At 29.1% G+C, this 18,206-nt stretch carries 24 protein-coding genes; 21 read left to right on the top strand and 3 right to left on the bottom strand.

Features of this window, described 5'->3' with window-relative positions:
• Positions 1–1,085, top strand: a 1,085-nt coding sequence (locus HMPREF2715_RS07975) for an SdrH family protein (RefSeq protein WP_218117716.1), incomplete at its 5' end; no start/stop codon positions are given.
• Positions 1,086–1,146: 61 nt separating this feature from the next.
• Here HMPREF2715_RS07975 and mroQ read toward each other — a convergent pair.
• Positions 1,147–1,887: an intramembrane glutamic endopeptidase MroQ gene (mroQ, locus tag HMPREF2715_RS07970; RefSeq protein ID WP_070582068.1), complete on the bottom strand. Its 741-nt coding sequence runs from the start codon at positions 1,885–1,887 to the stop codon at positions 1,147–1,149.
• Positions 1,888–2,062: 175 nt separating this feature from the next.
• On the opposite strand from mroQ, the gene groES reads away from it, so the two are divergent.
• Positions 2,063–2,350, top strand: a complete 288-nt coding sequence (groES, locus tag HMPREF2715_RS07965; RefSeq protein WP_070582069.1) for a co-chaperone GroES — start codon at positions 2,063–2,065, stop codon at positions 2,348–2,350.
• 61 nt (positions 2,351–2,411) lie between these two features.
• The gene (gene groL / locus HMPREF2715_RS07960) at positions 2,412–4,031 is read left to right on the top strand and encodes a chaperonin GroEL (protein WP_070582070.1); all 1,620 of its coding nucleotides are present in this window, start codon (positions 2,412–2,414) and stop codon (positions 4,029–4,031) included.
• Positions 4,032–4,099: 68 nt separating this feature from the next.
• On the opposite strand, the gene HMPREF2715_RS07955 is transcribed toward groL, so the two are convergent.
• Positions 4,100–5,275, bottom strand: a complete 1,176-nt coding sequence (locus tag HMPREF2715_RS07955; RefSeq protein WP_070839810.1) for a tyrosine-type recombinase/integrase — start codon at positions 5,273–5,275, stop codon at positions 4,100–4,102.
• A gap of 10 nt (positions 5,276–5,285) precedes the next feature.
• Positions 5,286–5,909 carry a helix-turn-helix domain-containing protein gene (locus HMPREF2715_RS07950; protein ID WP_062931971.1) on the bottom strand — a complete coding sequence of 208 codons (624 nt, stop codon included), beginning with the start codon at positions 5,907–5,909 and terminating at the stop codon, positions 5,286–5,288.
• A 171-nt stretch (positions 5,910–6,080) separates the two neighbouring features.
• On the opposite strand from HMPREF2715_RS07950, the gene HMPREF2715_RS07945 reads away from it, so the two are divergent.
• From HMPREF2715_RS07945 to HMPREF2715_RS07865, 18 genes are all read left to right on the top strand, one after another.
• A complete protein-coding gene (locus HMPREF2715_RS07945; RefSeq protein WP_062931970.1) occupies positions 6,081–6,293 on the top strand; it encodes a helix-turn-helix domain-containing protein in 213 nt (70 codons plus the stop codon).
• A 3-nt stretch (positions 6,294–6,296) separates the two neighbouring features.
• The gene (locus tag HMPREF2715_RS07940) at positions 6,297–6,617 is read left to right on the top strand and encodes a helix-turn-helix domain-containing protein (RefSeq protein WP_070839807.1); all 321 of its coding nucleotides are present in this window, start codon (positions 6,297–6,299) and stop codon (positions 6,615–6,617) included.
• On the top strand, positions 6,610–6,753 hold the full coding sequence (locus HMPREF2715_RS12075; RefSeq protein ID WP_176746968.1) for a hypothetical protein: 144 nt from the start codon (positions 6,610–6,612) through the stop codon (positions 6,751–6,753). Before HMPREF2715_RS07940 ends, HMPREF2715_RS12075 begins: the two co-directional genes overlap by 8 nt.
• Before the next feature lie 2 nt (positions 6,754–6,755).
• Complete coding sequence (gene tscA / locus HMPREF2715_RS07935) at positions 6,756–6,959, top strand: type II toxin-antitoxin system antitoxin TscA (protein WP_070839804.1); 204 nt, start codon at positions 6,756–6,758, stop codon at positions 6,957–6,959.
• Position 6,960: 1 nt separating this feature from the next.
• Positions 6,961–7,311: a hypothetical protein gene (locus HMPREF2715_RS07930; RefSeq protein WP_070839801.1), complete on the top strand. Its 351-nt coding sequence runs from the start codon at positions 6,961–6,963 to the stop codon at positions 7,309–7,311.
• The gene (gene tscT / locus HMPREF2715_RS07925) at positions 7,311–7,613 is read left to right on the top strand and encodes a type II toxin-antitoxin system toxin TscT (protein WP_047511721.1); all 303 of its coding nucleotides are present in this window, start codon (positions 7,311–7,313) and stop codon (positions 7,611–7,613) included. The genes HMPREF2715_RS07930 and tscT overlap by 1 nt, the downstream gene beginning before the upstream one ends.
• A gap of 57 nt (positions 7,614–7,670) precedes the next feature.
• Positions 7,671–9,278, top strand: a complete 1,608-nt coding sequence (locus HMPREF2715_RS07920) for a phage resistance protein (RefSeq protein ID WP_070839799.1) — start codon at positions 7,671–7,673, stop codon at positions 9,276–9,278.
• Positions 9,279–9,443: 165 nt separating this feature from the next.
• Complete coding sequence (locus HMPREF2715_RS07915) at positions 9,444–10,247, top strand: bifunctional DNA primase/polymerase (protein WP_070839796.1); 804 nt, start codon at positions 9,444–9,446, stop codon at positions 10,245–10,247.
• Complete coding sequence (locus HMPREF2715_RS07910; protein WP_070468640.1) at positions 10,234–10,503, top strand: pathogenicity island protein; 270 nt, start codon at positions 10,234–10,236, stop codon at positions 10,501–10,503. The genes HMPREF2715_RS07915 and HMPREF2715_RS07910 overlap by 14 nt, the downstream gene beginning before the upstream one ends.
• A 14-nt stretch (positions 10,504–10,517) precedes the next feature.
• Entirely contained in the window at positions 10,518–10,895 is a 378-nt protein-coding gene (locus HMPREF2715_RS07905) for a hypothetical protein (protein WP_070839793.1), read from the top strand.
• Between the two features lie 114 nt (positions 10,896–11,009).
• Positions 11,010–11,621 carry a hypothetical protein gene (locus tag HMPREF2715_RS07900; protein ID WP_070839790.1) on the top strand — a complete coding sequence of 204 codons (612 nt, stop codon included), beginning with the start codon at positions 11,010–11,012 and terminating at the stop codon, positions 11,619–11,621.
• Between the two features lie 12 nt (positions 11,622–11,633).
• A complete protein-coding gene (locus HMPREF2715_RS07895) occupies positions 11,634–12,107 on the top strand; it encodes an HK97 family phage prohead protease (protein WP_070839787.1) in 474 nt (157 codons plus the stop codon).
• 632 nt (positions 12,108–12,739) lie between these two features.
• Positions 12,740–13,156: a phage terminase small subunit P27 family gene (locus HMPREF2715_RS07890; RefSeq protein WP_070839784.1), complete on the top strand. Its 417-nt coding sequence runs from the start codon at positions 12,740–12,742 to the stop codon at positions 13,154–13,156.
• 14 nt (positions 13,157–13,170) lie between these two features.
• The gene (locus HMPREF2715_RS07885) at positions 13,171–13,695 is read left to right on the top strand and encodes a hypothetical protein (RefSeq protein ID WP_070839781.1); all 525 of its coding nucleotides are present in this window, start codon (positions 13,171–13,173) and stop codon (positions 13,693–13,695) included.
• 6 nt (positions 13,696–13,701) lie between these two features.
• Entirely contained in the window at positions 13,702–14,037 is a 336-nt protein-coding gene (locus HMPREF2715_RS07880; RefSeq protein WP_070839778.1) for a sigma-70 family RNA polymerase sigma factor, read from the top strand.
• 537 nt (positions 14,038–14,574) lie between these two features.
• Positions 14,575–16,167: an SNIPE associated domain-containing protein gene (locus HMPREF2715_RS12310; RefSeq protein ID WP_256327026.1), complete on the top strand. Its 1,593-nt coding sequence runs from the start codon at positions 14,575–14,577 to the stop codon at positions 16,165–16,167.
• Between the two features lie 79 nt (positions 16,168–16,246).
• Positions 16,247–16,975, top strand: a complete 729-nt coding sequence (locus tag HMPREF2715_RS07870) for a hypothetical protein (RefSeq protein WP_070839774.1) — start codon at positions 16,247–16,249, stop codon at positions 16,973–16,975.
• 520 nt (positions 16,976–17,495) lie between these two features.
• Positions 17,496–18,098: a hypothetical protein gene (locus HMPREF2715_RS07865; RefSeq protein ID WP_141757449.1), complete on the top strand. Its 603-nt coding sequence runs from the start codon at positions 17,496–17,498 to the stop codon at positions 18,096–18,098.
• The last annotated feature ends 108 nt before the right edge of the window (positions 18,099–18,206 follow it).

Here is an 18,206-nt window from a genome sequence, read left to right as displayed (position 1 = left end):
ATGACGGAGAACAACCAGGAGATAATGATTCAGGTAAACCAGACAATGGAAACAATCCAGGGAATAATGACTCAGGCGAGCAAGATGATGGAGGAAATAAACCAGGAGACAGTGGCAATCATCAGCAACCACCTAAACATGATGGGAATTCTGGTTCAAATCAAGGTGATAATCATTCAAATTCTGGATCAAATAATGGTTCGCAAAATCCTTCCAATAGCAATTCAAATAATAATAGTAACTACCCTGGCAATCATTCAGGACACTCAAGTATCAATGATACAGTAAAACCTAATAAACCCGTTTTTAATAATAATGGTTCAACAAACGGAAACCAATCAACTGGTTCTAACCGTCATAACAACACTGTATCTGATTCAATAATCCATCAAATTTTCCCACATAAGAATAATGGCAACTCGACATCTCATTCTATCAAAAATCAAAATCAATCAATTATGAGTGGGTCTAATACTAACCAATGGCACTATGGCGATAACTTACAACAAAATCATCGACAAAGTCATATTGAAACTTATTCAAATAATGACAATATGCAAAGTGAAGTTCCGGTTTATAGCAAGTCAATGCTATTAAATAGATTAAATAGTTTAGCAACTGGTTCATATAAATACAATCCATATATTATAAATCAGGTAAACCGGTTGGGGAATAATAATGAGTATATCTCGAATCAAGATTTTTACAGGCTTTTCCGAAAACAATCATTTAATAATGAATACTTAGATTATTTACAAAAAGGTTCTAATTATTTCAGATTTGAATATTTTAACCCTTTGAATTCGAAAAAGTATTATAAAAATTTAGATGAGCAAGTATTGGCACTTATAACTGGGGAAATTGGATCTATGCCTGAATTGAAAAAGCCAAGTGATAGAGATAAAAAAGAAGATGCAGATATACAGAGCCATGATGATGATAAAATTATAGAAACCAATGAAAAAAGTAAAGAAGCGGAAAATAAAAACAAATATAAAAACATAAATATTGCTTTAATTACATCTATAATTATGATTTTCGTAGGTGTTACAGGTAGGTTTATTTATAGGAAAATTAAAAACTAAAATAGAAAACGCATCTATTATTGTCATTTAAAATGATGAGATTAATAGATGCGTTCATTTATTAAAATAGAAAATGAATTATAAAATTACTTTGTTCTTGTAAATGTTTAACTGTGTCACCAAAGAAAAATTGGACTGCCACTACAAAACCATTTTGTAACATATGAATGATAATTGGAACCGCAATACGTCTAGTTAAAACATAAGCAAGAGAGAATAACATACCCATACCAAAATATATGAAGAAAAATTTAACATCGTTATGTGCTATCGCAAATAAAATTGAACTTACTATTGAAGCGATTAAGAACGCAACAATTCGATTTCCTTTAATTTTATTATAGATTTCACCAAATATAACTTTTCTAAATATGTATTCCTCTAGAATTGGGCCAACTATTGAAATTAATAATATGAAAACTGGAAGCTGTTTTGCAATTGCCATAATTCTCTCAGTATTTGGACTTTGCTGTGGTTGTCCAACTAACCACATAGTGATTAGACTAGCTACCATTTGATAAATCATCACGACAACAAATCCTAATAAAGCCCAAGGTAAAATGTAGCGTTTAGGTTCTTTATAACCTCGCTCCAGTGTTGTTGGATTTTTGATAATACTATTTAACCAAATTATTAATAATGCTGCTATTACAAATAAAATAACTTGAGTGTATACGCCCGCTTTAGCTAGTTCCATCCCTTTTAAATCTTTAAAGAAAGGTAATTGCTGTGCAAGTAAGGGTAAAAACTGTGCTAATCCATAAATAACAATGGTAAGAAATGCTACCGAAATTCTCCTCATACTATTCCTCCAAAAAAATTAATCAACATTAGTTAGTTTATCGCAAAATTGTGAGTTATACAAAATATAGATAACCTTTCGCTTGAAAAATTGACCAAATTTGATTAATATAAAATATAGATTAGCACTCATTATATTTAAGTGCTAAAAAGGAACCTGTTAAGGAGGAACGATCATGCTTAAACCATTAGGAAATCGTGTGATTATTGAACGCAAAGAACAAGAACAAACAACTAAAAGTGGCATTGTACTTACTGACAGTGCAAAAGAAAAGTCTAACGAAGGTATAGTAGTAGCTGTTGGAACTGGACGAATTTTAGACAATGGTGAAAAGGTTGCTCCAGAGGTTAAAGAAGGAGATCGAGTAGTATTCCAAGAATACGCTGGCTCAGAAGTTAAACGTGGAGATGAAACATACTTAATTTTAAATGTTGAAGATTTACTTGCAATAATTGAAGGCTAAAATTTATAAATAATAATTAATAAGTAATAATAAACTATTTTAAACAATGGAGGTATAATCAATGGCTAAAGACCTTAAATTTTCTGAAGATGCAAGACAAGCTATGTTACGTGGTGTCGATAAATTAGCTAACGCCGTTAAAGTTACAATCGGACCTAAAGGACGTAACGTTGTATTAGATAAAGAATATGTAGCACCATTAATTACAAATGATGGTGTCACAATTGCTAAAGAGATTGAATTAGAAGATCCTTATGAAAATATGGGAGCTAAATTAGTTCAAGAAGTTGCTAATAAAACAAACGAAATTGCTGGTGATGGTACAACAACTGCAACTGTATTAGCACAAGCAATGATTCAAGAAGGATTAAAGAATGTAACAAGTGGTGCTAACCCAGTAGGATTACGTGAGGGTATTGATAAAGCAGTAAGAGTAGCTGTTCAAGCTCTACACGATATTTCTCAAAAAGTTGAAAATAAAAATGAAATCGCACAAGTAGGTGCAATTTCTGCAGCAGATGAAGAAATTGGTAAATACATTTCTGAAGCAATGGATAAAGTTGGTAATGATGGTGTTATTACCATTGAAGAATCAAACGGACTAGATACCGAATTAGAAGTTGTTGAAGGTATGCAATTTGATAGAGGGTATCAATCACCATACATGGTTACAGATTCAGATAAAATGATTGCTGAGTTAGAAAGACCATATATTTTAGTAACAGATAAAAAAATCTCTTCATTCCAAGATATCTTACCTTTATTAGAACAAGTTGTTCAATCTAGTCGTCCAATCTTAATTGTAGCAGACGAAGTTGAAGGAGACGCTTTAACAAATATCGTATTAAACCGTATGCGTGGAACATTTACTGCAGTTGCAGTAAAAGCACCTGGATTTGGTGATAGACGTAAAGCAATGTTAGAAGACTTAGCTATTTTAACTGGAGCTACAGTTATTACAGATGACTTAGGTTTAGAATTAAAAGATGCTTCAATCGATATGTTAGGTAGTGCTAATAAAGTTGAAGTTACAAAAGATAATACTACAGTTGTCGATGGTGATGGAGATGACAATAGTATTGATGCTCGTGTGAGTCAAATTAAAGCACAAATTGAAGAAACTGATTCTGACTTTGATAGAGAGAAATTACAAGAACGTTTAGCTAAATTAGCTGGTGGCGTTGCAGTCATTAAAGTAGGGGCTGCATCTGAAACTGAATTGAAAGAACGTAAATTACGTATTGAAGATGCCTTAAACTCTACACGTGCTGCAGTTGAAGAAGGTATTGTTGCTGGTGGTGGTACTGCATTAGTAAATATTTATAATAAAGTAGATGAAATCGTAGCTGAAGGTGATGTTGCAACAGGTGTTAACATCGTACTTAAAGCTTTATCTGCACCTGTACGTCAAATCGCTGAAAATGCTGGGCTAGAAGGTTCAGTTATTGTTGAAAGATTAAAACATGCAGATGCAGGTGTTGGATTTAACGCCGCGACAAATGAATGGGTAAACATGCTTGAAGAAGGTATTGTAGACCCAACTAAAGTTACACGCTCAGCTTTACAACATGCGGCAAGTGTTGCTGCGATGTTCTTAACTACAGAAGCAGTAGTTGCAACTATCCCTGAACCAGATAATAATGATAATCAAGGTATGGGTGGCATGCCAGGTATGATGTAAAAACGCCAATAAACGTTGGTTTAAAGGCGTTTGATGATTTCGTGTGACATAATAATGACATAAAAATCTTAAAATAATTCTTTACTGACGTTTTCCATGAGTTGACTAAACTTGTGGGAAGCGTCTTTTTTGTATGAGTTGGTAATCTTTGCGTAGATGTTCATTGTGGTATTTATATCTTTGTGGCGTAGTCTTTCTTGTATTTCTTTGATATGTACGCCTGCCTCTATAAGTAGGGCGCAATGTGTATGACGGAATGAGTGCGTGCTTATTTGCTTATTCGTTATATCAGTCTTTTTAAGTATAGCTTTTATCCATAATTGCAGCTTTTTAATCACAAGTGGATAACCGTTCACATCAGTAAATACGAAATTATTATCTACATAAAACTCATTTTTCCATGTATCCTGGATGTTCACTTTATAATCTTTAAGTAATTGAATAACATGGGGATCTACTGAGATTTTACCGATTGAGCTTTCAGTTTTCGGTGTAAGTATCTGATAATGCTTTTTATTATTATTCGGATTGTAATAAGTCTTGGTAATACTAATCGTGTTATTCTTAAAGTCTATATCAGACCATTTTAATGCTAACAATTCGCCTGCACGCATGCCCGTATATGCTAGTGTGGTAAATACTTCAAAGCTATTAAGTGGTGCATGGTTATTTTTAGCAACCTCCAGGAATTGAAATAATTCATCTTTTTCAAGAAACTTTTTGTGTATCTCAATATCTTCTAATTCTTCCACGCTTACTTTCTTTTTAGGTCGTTTAATACCCTCACTAGGCATAGCTTTTATTAATCTCATATCATACGCATACTTAAATATCATATTTGTAGATGCGACAATACTATCAACATAATTCTTACTATACTGTGCGCTCATATCGTCCACAAAGCGCTGATAATCATGTTTCTTGATGGTTTGTATTGGTTTAGTATTAAAACGCTCTATGGCGTGTTGTATGGCTTTCTCACGTGCTCTGACACTACTTACTTTTACATCATTAGCATACTGTTTAATCCAATCATCAGCTACTTGTTTAAAGGTGCTAGAAGAAGGGGCGATATAGTCACCATTTCTTATTTGACGTTCTATCATTTCAGCTTGATGTTTAGCATCTGATTTACGCTTAAAGCCAGTCTTAGATATGTATTCATATTTGCCAGTGTCAGCATTTTTTCCTAGTGAAATACGATAACGCCAGTTGTTTTTAGCGATTTGATCATAACTTGCCATGTGATCACCTTTATTTGAGTGTAATTTTTTTTAATGTTTCATATTCGCTTTCTTTAAATAATCCCAAAGCAATATAATCGCCTTTTTTAAAACTAATGCTTTTTCTATCGATAGTTTTTACTTCTTTAAAGTCTAACAATAATGATGTAATAGACCCTATGATCTTATTAATAAAATCAGTTCTAAATGAAATTGTTAAATTAGAAATAAAATTATAAAACTCTTCATCATTGTAATGATCTGAACTTTCTAGTCCAACGTTAATATAAGCCTTAAATTCATCTTTTCTAACGGGAATATCATAAGAATTTCCTAGATAGATAAAAACATTAAAGTAAAATAGTTTTTCGTAATTTTGATTTTTGATTGTAATTGTAAAATCAATAGGAAGATTTTTATCTGAATCAATTTTATCCATTTGAAAACTAACTAGATATGGTGAATACTCAAAAAATTCACAAGGAGTTACACCTAAAAAATTACATAATTTATCAACAGTATCAAACTGAACCCCTTTACCATTATTTTCTGCTATTGCCATTAATGTAGTTTTTGATATTCCTGTTTCTTCGTATAAGTCAGAGATTTTTAAACCTCGTTCAGCCATCAATACAGACAATCTACTTTGAATCATATTTTTTACCTCCTTTATTTTCACAATCATTTTACTATATGTCACTAAAAAAATACAGAGTTCACTAATATAGTTTAGAGTATTGACAATTGTTACTTTGAAGCTTACAATGTAATTAATAACAGATGACAAAAAAATATAACAGACATCTGTTAAAAAGGAGTGAGAATAATGAAAAATAATTTTCGTGTACTAATTGCTATAAAAAAACTTTCGATAGCAAAGATCAACGAGGAAACGGGGATAGCAAAAGCAACATTATATGGTTTGTATTATGAAAAAACTCAAAATCCTACATTACCTATTATTTTAAAGCTATGTAACTATTTAAAAGTTACACCTAACGAGTTTTTAGGAATTGATAATGAAATTAAGGAGGCGTAACCAATGTTCAACATTAATATTGATGAAGATGAAGCACGTGCTTTATTAGAACAAGCAATTAATGAACGTGTAGATGAACTAGCGAGACAAAAGTTCTTCATGACCTATAAAGAATTAGCTGAATACCTAAATTTAAGTAAACCAACGATAGAGGAGCTACTTATTAATAACGGGCTCAAGTATTACATGGTAGGCAGCACATACCGATTTAAGAAATCAGATGTTGATGAATTTATGGAGAAAATCACATCTCATATGGATATACACAACAATGATTTAAAACAAATTAATATCAAAAAGTTGTTGGAGGTTCAAAATGCTTAAATTCACATTACAACTATTATTAATCAGTTTAATTACTGTATTAGCTAGTGCATTTATAGCGTTTCATGTAGGCCTAGCAATTTATTTATTAGGCAGCACAATTGCATTATTAAATTATGAAAAAGTGGAGGCATAAAGATGGAACAAAAACAAAAAGACGTTATACAAGATATTTATACAACGTTAGGGACAACTGTTGGAGATAAAGCAACAGAATATGAACATCGTTTTGAAGAAGGCCATAATGAATGGGGTGAAACAGTAAATCGTGAGGAACACTTGCAAGCAATAATCGAGTGGGCTTTACAACAAATTGAAAATAATTTTGATGGGGTGAAATAAGATGAATATTGATATTTTTGAAGCATATGCAGACGCAATGGAATCGAGTTGTGAACTTCATAGATTAATAGGTGAACTTGATAGAATCGCAGAGTTAACAGGCTATTTAATCGAAAAATCTAAAGCATATAGAGAAGAAAAAGATATAAAAGGCGCTGAAGCTATCGAACAAATTATATTAGATGATCTAGGAAGTGATTTTAATATTGTTCGTGATAAGTTCGAAGAAGAGAGAAAAAATTGGAAAGAGAAAGTGAAGAAATTAAAAAATGTATGTGCTTTTTATGGTTTTTCTGTACCAACGTTAAAAGACAATAAAGTCGTTCAATTTAGTAAAGGAGTTAAGCAATAATGGATTGGGAATTAAGAAATTTATTTGATGATTTAGAAGTAGTACAAGAAAAAATTAATGATGTCGTAACATCTTTTGTTTGGTTTGATGATGAGTATTTCACACATGAACCTAATCATATGTTAACTAAAAAAGAAATATATACGCATGGCTGGAAATATCACGAGCATCGTATCAAAAACACACAAGTCATTGATTTAATGCTTATGTATATGAAAGATTTTGATGACATTATGAAGAAAATCCGTGAAATAGAAAAAGCGTCATCAGCGAAGTTTGGCGACAGAACTGATAACGCATAAAAAAAGTATTTAGTTTAATACTCATAAAAATAATAACACAAATGAAAGGTTGATAACATGGACGAAGTTAGTTTATACAAAAAGCATTTTGAATTTCATTCAAATTTAGATTATATAATCACTAATAATTTATCAAGAATTAAAGAGATAAGCAAGCGAATACATTTCGCTTCTATCTCTACTGTTAAACAAATTTTTGATAACAAAGGCAATGCGTATCATCGCAAGAAAGATGATGTTGCAGGTGATTATATTAATAATCTCACCTTAAATTATACCATAAAACCTAAAGAAATTGGACTTGTATATGGAAGAATTTTCGTTAAAACCAATGACCAAGACGAAAAAGAGGCACATTTTAAATCTGATCCTTTTAATAATTACGCTCGTTTTATTGCAGATTTAATTTCTGATAAGGTCATCTATTCTAAAGAATTGGACAGCTTTCTTATTGTTAAAAACAAACAATATGAAGTGATTGACGATACTAATTTTAAATTGAGTTATCCGATTGAACCTAAAAACCAAATAGATGATTTTCTTGAAATCATGCTGGAGTTATATCGTGAACATCTAAAGTTAAATCATAATTATAAAATTTATCCATATAGTATCGCTGGTAATGATTTCGTGTATAACTGTAAGAAGTTGAAACTCACAAAAGAAAAGCCACAAGATAATGAGTTATACGCTATTAAGTACGACGTAAACTACAACGATTTAGATTTTAAAACGCCAAATGATTTTTATAATTTAGTTACTGACAATGAAAAAAGTAAACATAATTTAAAATTGGTACATGCTTATACAATGTATCGAAAAATGAAACTTATTCAAGCTGAAAAATGGTTCTTATTTAAAGATTTCGGGCGTTCAGGTAAAGGGTTATTTATAACTACTTTCAATAAGCTTTTACATGTGAATAAAGTGAATTTTGATGGACTTGTCTCAGGTGGTTTTGAAGCAGCTAACGAATGGATGAATTTCTATGGTGCAGATATAGCACATGCTAATGAAACAGGAGAAATCACCAAACCTATGATGAGAATATTAAGAAAAATAGCAACTGGTGAAACAATTTCTGGTCGTGGTATTGGTCGAAACGCATTCACATTTAAAAATAAATCTGTATTAATACTTGATACAAATGAAAGTGTTGATACTGGTGAAATTACAGCCAATACAACTAGAACAATAAAAATAGCTTTCAAAGATAGACCACATGGAGAAACTGACGATGAAAGATACAAGATTTTTGAACCATATTGGAATTTTGTACAGCCAAATGATGAAGATTCAGAAATAGCGGCCGTTTCTTTTTTAATCACAAGTTTAGAATACCTTAAAGAAATCGGGCGAGAATTTAGATTTAAAGATGTGACATTAAAACATTATTTCAGTGAAGAAGAATTGACTGAGACGCAAGTTGTTATGTTGAAGGTGCTAAAACAGCAAGGGTTTATTCTTTCAGGTGATGAGACATTGCAAAGATTGATAGAAGAAGATTATAAAAGTTTACGTTTTAACAAAGCTAAAGTTGACATGAAAAAGATTGGCGTTGGTATTAATAACCAAAAATGGATTGATGGTATAAATATGAAAGTACATGAGATAGAAAACTCAGAACTCTTTAATATGGCTTTAGATTTACTAGATAAGGGTTAGTATAACCTTCACTAACTCTTGTAATAACCCTTAAAACTGTGAAATATCAAGGACTAACCCTTATAGCTCATATTTCTTATAGTTGCATAGATAGTTAATTTTAAAGTGGCTCTTATAGGAAAAATATAGGTTATAAGGGTTAGGTTTAAAAAGGAGTGATATTCAATGACAGGTTATCATGTAGCGAAACAATTATTGAAAAAGAATATTGAAGTGATACCACTTAACAAATATAAAACGCCAACTGTATCGTTTGCAGATAAAGATGTAACCGATGAATTTATTGAATATCATTCTTACAAATATCATCAAACAAATATGTTAGGCGTTCTTACTCGCAATGTATGGTGTATCGACATAGATATAAACCATGCAGACGGAGAAAATGGTTTCGAAAGTATCAAAGACATACCTTACTATGATGAAATTGTATCTAATGCACAAAATACGTTAGTGCAAACCACAGCAAGTGGTGGAAAGCATATCATTTTTTGTAAACGTAATGGTATTAATTATGGTCAGAAAATCGGATATTTACCTGGCGTAGATATTAAAGCACACAACAATAGTTATTTTGTACTTGCAGGAAGTCGTACGGAAAAAGGTCAATACAAACACAACGGAATAAAACCGAAGATGTATCAAGGAGAATTTGAAAAACGTATATTTTCAAAGCAAGGTAATTATAAAGAACAATCACTTGAACCGTATTCTATAAAAAAAGTTTTGCCTACTACAAGTTTTGAACATTTACCAACTGGCAAAGGTGGGAAAGGCAAACAAGCATTTAACCGTATTATTAATGGTACTAGTGAATATAGAAATGATGATTTATATAAAGCAGTAAGCTATGCCAATCAATACAATATTGATATAGATCCGTTACGTGTATTAATTGGCGACAATAAAAATGGTGATGTGATAACTGAAAGACAATGGGAGGCGACTGTTAGAAGTGCAAGCCATTAAAGAAGAATATAATTTAGATGAACAGGCTAAAAGAATTGGATTAATTGTAGGCATATCAAACGAAATTTATTTTCTTTCAATAAGCCATGTATCTGATGTTTATGTTGAATTTATTAAAGGTCAATGGGTAGCATGGCGTGAGAGTTTTATCCCTAATACAAATCATAGAACTAGCTATAAATTAATTGCTCAAGGTAGTTTTGAGTTGGTAATTGCAAGAACTAAGAATTACTTAAATTTTATAAAGAAAAACTAAAAGGAGTAATCAAGATGAAAACAATACAACGACCAACATTTAATAAAGCACATACATTTGAGAAAAAAGCAGCACTGGAAAAATGGAATAAATTTGTCGAACTATTAGAATCATCAGCATTAACAACTAAAAATAAAGGTGAATCGGGCAAAGAGATATTTATTGTTATTGAAGGAGAAGATAAAGCAGATATTGAGTTGTATTTTAATCCTACTATCAATGGTGATTTTGCTCATGTAGAACTGTGGTATTACCAATTCAAACTGATTTCAATGAATAACAAACATAATAAAGAAACTCATAATTTTAAGAGTATTCATCAAGCATTTAGATATATCAATGAATTACTTGAAGATATAAAATGGGATAGAAAACTTTTACCAAGCGCCTAAAAAAACTACCACAATTGGCTTTATAGAGCCTTTTGTGGTATACTTTAAGTAAATAATTAGTACCTGGTACTAAATTAGAACGTAAACAATATAATGTGTAGAGGTGCAAAAGTTATGACAAAAGAAAAATCAATTGAATTATTTGATAAGTATATACATCCTAAGGTTGAAAATAAAAAACAAGTAGAGTTAGAAAAGACTAAGGTAATAGATAGATTGAAAGAGTTTGACTATAAATTATCTTATTATAGAAAAGAAAATGATTTTGCTATGATTGCGAGTTTAAAAAGGGAACAAAATCAACTTGAGAATAACATTATGAAATTAACAGAACAATCTAACGATAAAGAACATAATATTACTCAAGAACATGTAGATAAGTTTAAGAAAGCTTTTAATGATGAAGTGAAAGACTTAAGTGATGTTAATAAAGTACTTATAGATAAATTTAATTCTAAAGTAAATGAGCTAGTGGAAGTGTATAAGGAGTTAGCAGCGAATAAAGTAGAGTTAGAACGTAGAAAAACTAGAGAAGCCTATGTATCAAATGCATTAGCTCGTCCAGATGATTGGCGTTTAAGTATTAGAACAAGCGCTGATTTATCTAATGATCCATTTCATACTAATACTGATCCAACTATATTAGCTAATGATATTAGAGATCGTTTATTTATGGTTAATCGAATTGCAGACCAAGATTACTACAATGGAAATAAAAAGTGGTAGGGGGATGAATAAATGAGTTATACGATAGTTAGTCCTCTAAAAGATGAATATGTTTTAAACTATAATGAACAAAAACAATTAATCATATTTAAACCGTTATATGATAACTCAAAAATTAACTATGCTAATACTAATGGAATATCAACTTCAAGTGTCACATACAAACTAGGCTCAATAGTTAGAGGCGCATTTGAAAAGTTTAATACTGATAAAGGTATTGATATTGTTTTAGATAACGATGAGAATCTATATATTGGTAATACAAATGATAAGAATATCGTAGTTGTTAAGGACAAAGATAATATAGGTTTTGGTATATCAGTTAAGCAATCAAATGATAATAAAAATAATATAAATAAGTTAATTCAGTTAGCTAAGAATAAAGAAGTTCAATCAATACAATGTTATGTATCATCTATTGGAATGAATAATAGTGTAATAAATCTAATTAATAAAATAGAATTAATATCTATAAACACTAAATAAATTTGATATTATATATTTAATTTAGTATAATTAATATAGATATAAATTTATCTATTGAATACTTTATAAAATATTCAATTATACTTTGCTTGTTCATTCTAATGTTGCTATTAAAAAAATATTTTTCTATTTCTTCCATCATTGCTGAATTAATGTTTAGTAATGATGGTTTTTTATTTATATATAGCTCAATAATTATAGTAGCGATTACACACTCACAAACAGGTGTATTAAAAGGGTTTTATTATTATAGTAATAACCAACAAGCGTGTTATATATTATGTATCTGTTTATCAATAATCTATTAACTAGTATATAAAGTGTTACTTAGTGATAAATATTAAAGGTTTAAATTTAAACAGTAGCTGCAAATATTAATTGTTAAATATTTAAAAAGTAATATCTAATTGCTTTTATATATAGTTGGTTTATTAGCATTATGTGTGCAGGCATAGAGACGTTTTAAAGCTTCATATAAGCATATAAATAAACGGATTATATAATGACAATAAATTAAAGGGGAGGGCTGAAATACCCCCCTAAGTTTTATTTTGGGGCGTAATCGCTCGATAACTTTTTTGTGACCAAATTCCAGAAACTAAAAATCTAAAATGCTTATGGAGGTGTATAACATGGCTAGACCACGTAAATTGAACGCTGCAAAAACAGGACATCATACAAAAGAAGAATTAGAACAAGCACAGTTAGTAGAAAATGGCTTATTTCAATTTACCTCAATATCAGTCAATCCAGTACCTAAAGATTTACCTCCACAGGCACAAAAAGAGTGGTTAAGAATTGTACCTTTATTGAAAGAGTTACCTATATCTAATTTAGATTACATATTAGTAAAAAGATATTGTGAAATAATATGTATCAATGATATTGCATATGAAAAGATAAAAGAACAAGGCATGTACATTAAAGATACAGATAAAGTAAATGAACATTTCAAAGTCTATATTGATACATTAAAAACTTTGAAAAATATAGCCACAGCATTAGGCATTACAATGGATGCAAGAAACAGATTCTTAGTTACTGATTAACAATGGAGGTAAATATGATTTTAAAATCACTCAATCATGTTTTATATTATCGTCCATCAAATAAAATTACAGAATATGAATTATTAACAAAGTACAATCCTAAGTTTATTAATAAGAAATGTAATCTCATTCAGAATCAAATTAATGAAATGTACTACCTAAATCAATCACATATGACTTGTGATGAAGTGAGAGGCGTAATTGCTGTGTCTTATCCTATTGATAAGCTTGTAGAATGGATTATTGAAAATAAAGAAAACCTACAAAAATATAAAGATAGATCTAAGGTTAATATGAATATTTTAAAAGAAATTATTAGTAAATACTCAAAATCAGATCAAATAGCTATTGTGACTTATATGAACTCAAATGGTAGATTTAGACCAACTCAGTTAATAGATAGATTATGTAAAGATATTTTTGAAAGAACAAATCAAAAACGTGGCCAACGTTTTAAAGAGCAAGAAAGAAAAAGAATATTGAGCATTATGAGCATGAGAAAGCCTATTAACACAATGAATAAAACAAAAGGTGCGTGACTACTATTGCTGCATGACATAGCAACAGTTAAAAAGAATATTGAAGAATACCGAAAAAATAAAAGGCAAAGTAATATAGAAGTTGTAGATACATCAATAGAAGACTTTTTCTCTCTTAATACTAATGTGAGTGATGAAGTCCAAACTTTAAATGTAGAAAATCATGTATATATCAATAATTTAATAGATGAAGTTAATTTAGTAGCAACAGATAGAGAATTTAGTGTTTTTTGGTTAATCATTAGTGGTAGGGAATTAAATGATATAGCAAAAATATTTAATCTAACTGTTCAAAGAATAAGACAAATATTCGACGAAACAATAGAGAAGTTATTTTATTGAACAGTTTTATAATAAAAAGAACGACACGAACGACGGGTATAAAAAAGGCTATTCAAATAACAACATAATGTGAGTGATCTAACCAGTAACAATTGAGAGTAATTTTTTTACAAAGCATTTATTTTAAGACTGTATCCTTTGGGTGCAGTCTTTTTATTTATAACTTGTCAAAACTTTACATTTCATACAATAACAAACGTACTTAAAAATACTCTTGTAACCAGTACCTTAAAATAGGGAAGTGGTTTTAAATAAAAAAGATACTCCATAGATGAGTGAACAAATGCTACCTCATATGTCGCAACTTGCGACGTTAGGTAAGTAAATATAGCAATTGCTTCGATACATAGGCACATTCCCGATTTAGACATGTGTTAATACACGGGTGCAGTCCTAAATTAGGATTGCACATTAACCAGCTTGTCGATTTAGCAATAGGGTATAAGACAACTTATATAAGTATATTTAAAAAAAGTGAAAGAAAATATTATATTTATTGCTATAATAAAAACTAATTAATTAATTTGGAGGTTTAGTATGTCTATATCAAAAGATTTAGAGACTTATAAAGCGATATTTGGAGTTGAAAATGTAGTGTACTCCCACACTGCCACCTTTATTTATAAAGACAACGGCAAAGATAGAAATTTAATATCTTCAATATTTTTGACAGCGGAAAATATAACAGTAATCAATACAAGAAATGGTCTGAAATATCGAATCCCTTTAGGCGATATTGTAGATTTCACCACTGAAAACAAAATGCTTAAATATTATGTTCACTTAGAATATGGTCGTCAGTCAAAACGTTATAACGCTAGTATCGACTTCACGACAAAGGGTGATGGTAACACGTTTTTTAGTCTTTTAAATTTAGCAATTGAAGTAGATAGAAAAAGGCTAGATCTAGAAAATACATATGAAAATGAAATGACTAAGATACAGGAATATAAGGATAAGGAACTAACAAATATCAATGAAGAGAAAAGAAAAATTATCAATAACATTTCTAATCTTGAAATAGAGAATAAAAAACTTAAAGAAGAAATAAATATTAAACAAGAAAAAATAAAAGAGTTAGATAATAATATTAAAGATAAAATTTTTAATTCTGAACTAAAAGATATATTTGTAAATCATTTTGAAGAAACCATTACTTCAAAAGAATTAAAAGATAAATTAAGCATGTTATCATTGGATGAAAAGGACATGGTAAAAAATGATGAAGCAATTAATTATTCTGGTTATGATGAGAAAAAGTCTTACATAAATAGCCAAATCAAGCAAATTTTAAGAGCTTTTAATACTGAATGTGATTACTTGTTTAGTAGTTTAAATGCTAGGAACTATGAAAATTATCATAATAAAATCGTTCGTTCATTTGAAACATTAAACAGAATATATAAGGTTGATAAAGTTGAAATAACTAGAGAATATTTAAAGATAAAACTAGAAAAATTAAATTTAATTAATGAACGTGCTATTAAAATAGAACAAGAAAAAGAATTGCAAAGAGAAATAAAAGAGCAAATGAAAGAAGAAGAAAAGGTTCGAAGAGAATTAGAACAGCAAGAGAAAAAGATTGAAAAAGAAGAAAGACAATTTGGCAATGAAATAAAAAGTTTATTTAAACGCTTAGAAAAAACTAAAAACGATATAGAAAAAGAATTGTATGCTGATAAGATTAAAGAACTAGAAGAAAAGGTTAAACAATTAGAAGAAGATAAAAAAGATGTCGAGAATAGAAAACTCAATACTCGAGCTGGTTATGTATACGTAATTTCAAATATTGGCTCATTTGGGGAAGGAATTTATAAAATTGGTTTAACTCGTAGATTAGAGCCTTATGATCGAGTTAAGGAATTAGGAGACGCTTCTGTGCCTTTTGAGTTTGATGTTCATGCAATGATATTTAGTGATGACGCTCCAACATTAGAGAATACATTGCATAGACACTTTAGAGATAGAGAATTAAACAAAGTAAATCATAGAAAAGAGTTCTTTAGAGTGGATATCGATGAAATAGAAGAAGTAGTTAAGAATAATCATAATAATACAGTAGAATTTACAAAGATACCCGTTGCAGAGCAATATTGGGAAAGTCAAAGTATCATTGAGCAATTAGAATAAAAGAGAGCAACTACTTAACTAGTATGACTAATTTATTTTAGTTTTTTTATAAAATATAAATAATATTTTGGAGTTAATTATGAAAAAAAGAATTATAGCTGTAATATGTTTTTTACTAATTGTAGTATTACCCATATTATTATTTCCGAAAAATAGCGATAATGAAGAATCAAAAAATAATATAAATAATAAAGAAACAAAAAAACACAAATTTACATATAAAGATGTAGAAAATATGAGTGATAAAGAAATTAAAAATTTATCTATTGATGAAGTTTATAACTTACCTAAATCAGCTAGGAATTTATATGATGAAAGAGCGAATGAGCTATCTGAATACTATGATAAAGACAAAGAAAATAATGATAGTTATGAAGAAAATTCTAATTTTGAAGAGAACAACAATTATGAAGACGATACTGAATTAGACGCTAATATTAAACAACATATATCTAGATCAATACATAATTTAAATGTACACAGTGGAGAAGATGTAAAAAAATATGAAGTGACCACTCAAGTTGATTCTAGAAATATTGAAAAACCTAATGTAAACATAATTGTATATCTAAAAGGAGCATTTAAAGGTGCTGCTGAATTTAACGATGAAAAAGATATTTTTAAAGGTTATGAAGAATATGTATCAAGTAACTTTATAATTGATAGAGGTATGTATGGACGTCAATTTAACAATATAAAAATTGAATTTTATTATAAAGATTTGCCATATGCCTATACTGAAATTAATGTTAATGACAAGTACAATAAAGGTAAATTACTTGAAGATGATAAAATTAATTTTTATTAAAATAGGGGAGTAACCAGAAGGTAAGGAAGAAAAAACAGAAAGTACTAGATTAGTTACATAAGTAATACCCTAATAGAGCAATGATTATTAATAATGTAACGTTAGAAGATTGATATCCATGTGTTCTAATAATATATTTTATTTTCTTCATGTAACTGATTTTTCTTTGTTTTGTTCTCTGAGCATAGATTTTATTTTATTGTAGAAAAAAATATAGATAATGAGACAATAGCAAAAGAAATTTAATAATCATTAATATTTTTATATATAGAACTTTCACTCTATCCTAACTACACAAAGACTAAGATTTATATAACTTATGTAATAATACAATGCAAGATTATAAAAACTTTATAAAGATAAATATTTTTTGAAAAATTATTATAATTAAAGTGAATATGGTCTCCACTTAAATGTTGAATATGCTGATTATGATAATAATATTGAAAGTTATTTCTTCGATACCGATTACACAGATGGTTGCAAATATAGTAATGAATTAAACTGGTCTATAAATTATTTGTTTTTAGAAATATATAATGGAGTTCGAATTTTATTCGGCCACAAGCCTTTTGAACCTATGGAAAAAAATAGTCATCTTAAAACTTTTCAAAATCATATAGAGGCATATAGAATAATTGATAATATTCAGTTTGAAAAGAAGATTCACAGTAATGATAGTAATTTTATATCTGCTCTGGAATTGGTACTTAATAATAAAAGTATTAGAGATTTAGTAATCTTATTAAATAGAATATATATAAAAGATGAAAATGTATTAGTTAACTATTATAAAGTTATAGACTTTTATAATACTTACCTTAATCTATTTGATAAATATTGCTATTTTGAAAAAGAATGTCTAACTAAATTACGAAAAAATAAGACTGAACTAGAACAATATAAGAGAATTACAAATAATTACTTGTCTATTGGGCTAGTAGCAAGACATGGTTTACAAAATCACGCACCTACAAAACAAAAAATTGAACTAGATAAATTGTTATCTAGTTGTGTAGAATCAATACGTATAATTATCAAACTAAGTTTTACTCCATTATTTAATTTTGATAATTTACTTATATTTGAATCAAATAGTAAAAAAACAAAAAGTAATAAATAGTTAGCACACAGATAAGATAAATATCTCATTTTTGACGTCACTTATTGAGTGGCGTTTTTTTTGACAATTAAAAAGTAAAAAATAATAAGGGTACTAGGTACCCAATAA

This window comes from Staphylococcus sp. HMSC062A01 (assembly GCF_001836805.1).
Lineage (GTDB): Bacteria > Bacillota > Bacilli > Staphylococcales > Staphylococcaceae > Staphylococcus > Staphylococcus haemolyticus.
Note: the sequence above shows the minus strand (reverse complement) of the source record. Positions and strands in the feature narration are given on the sequence as shown.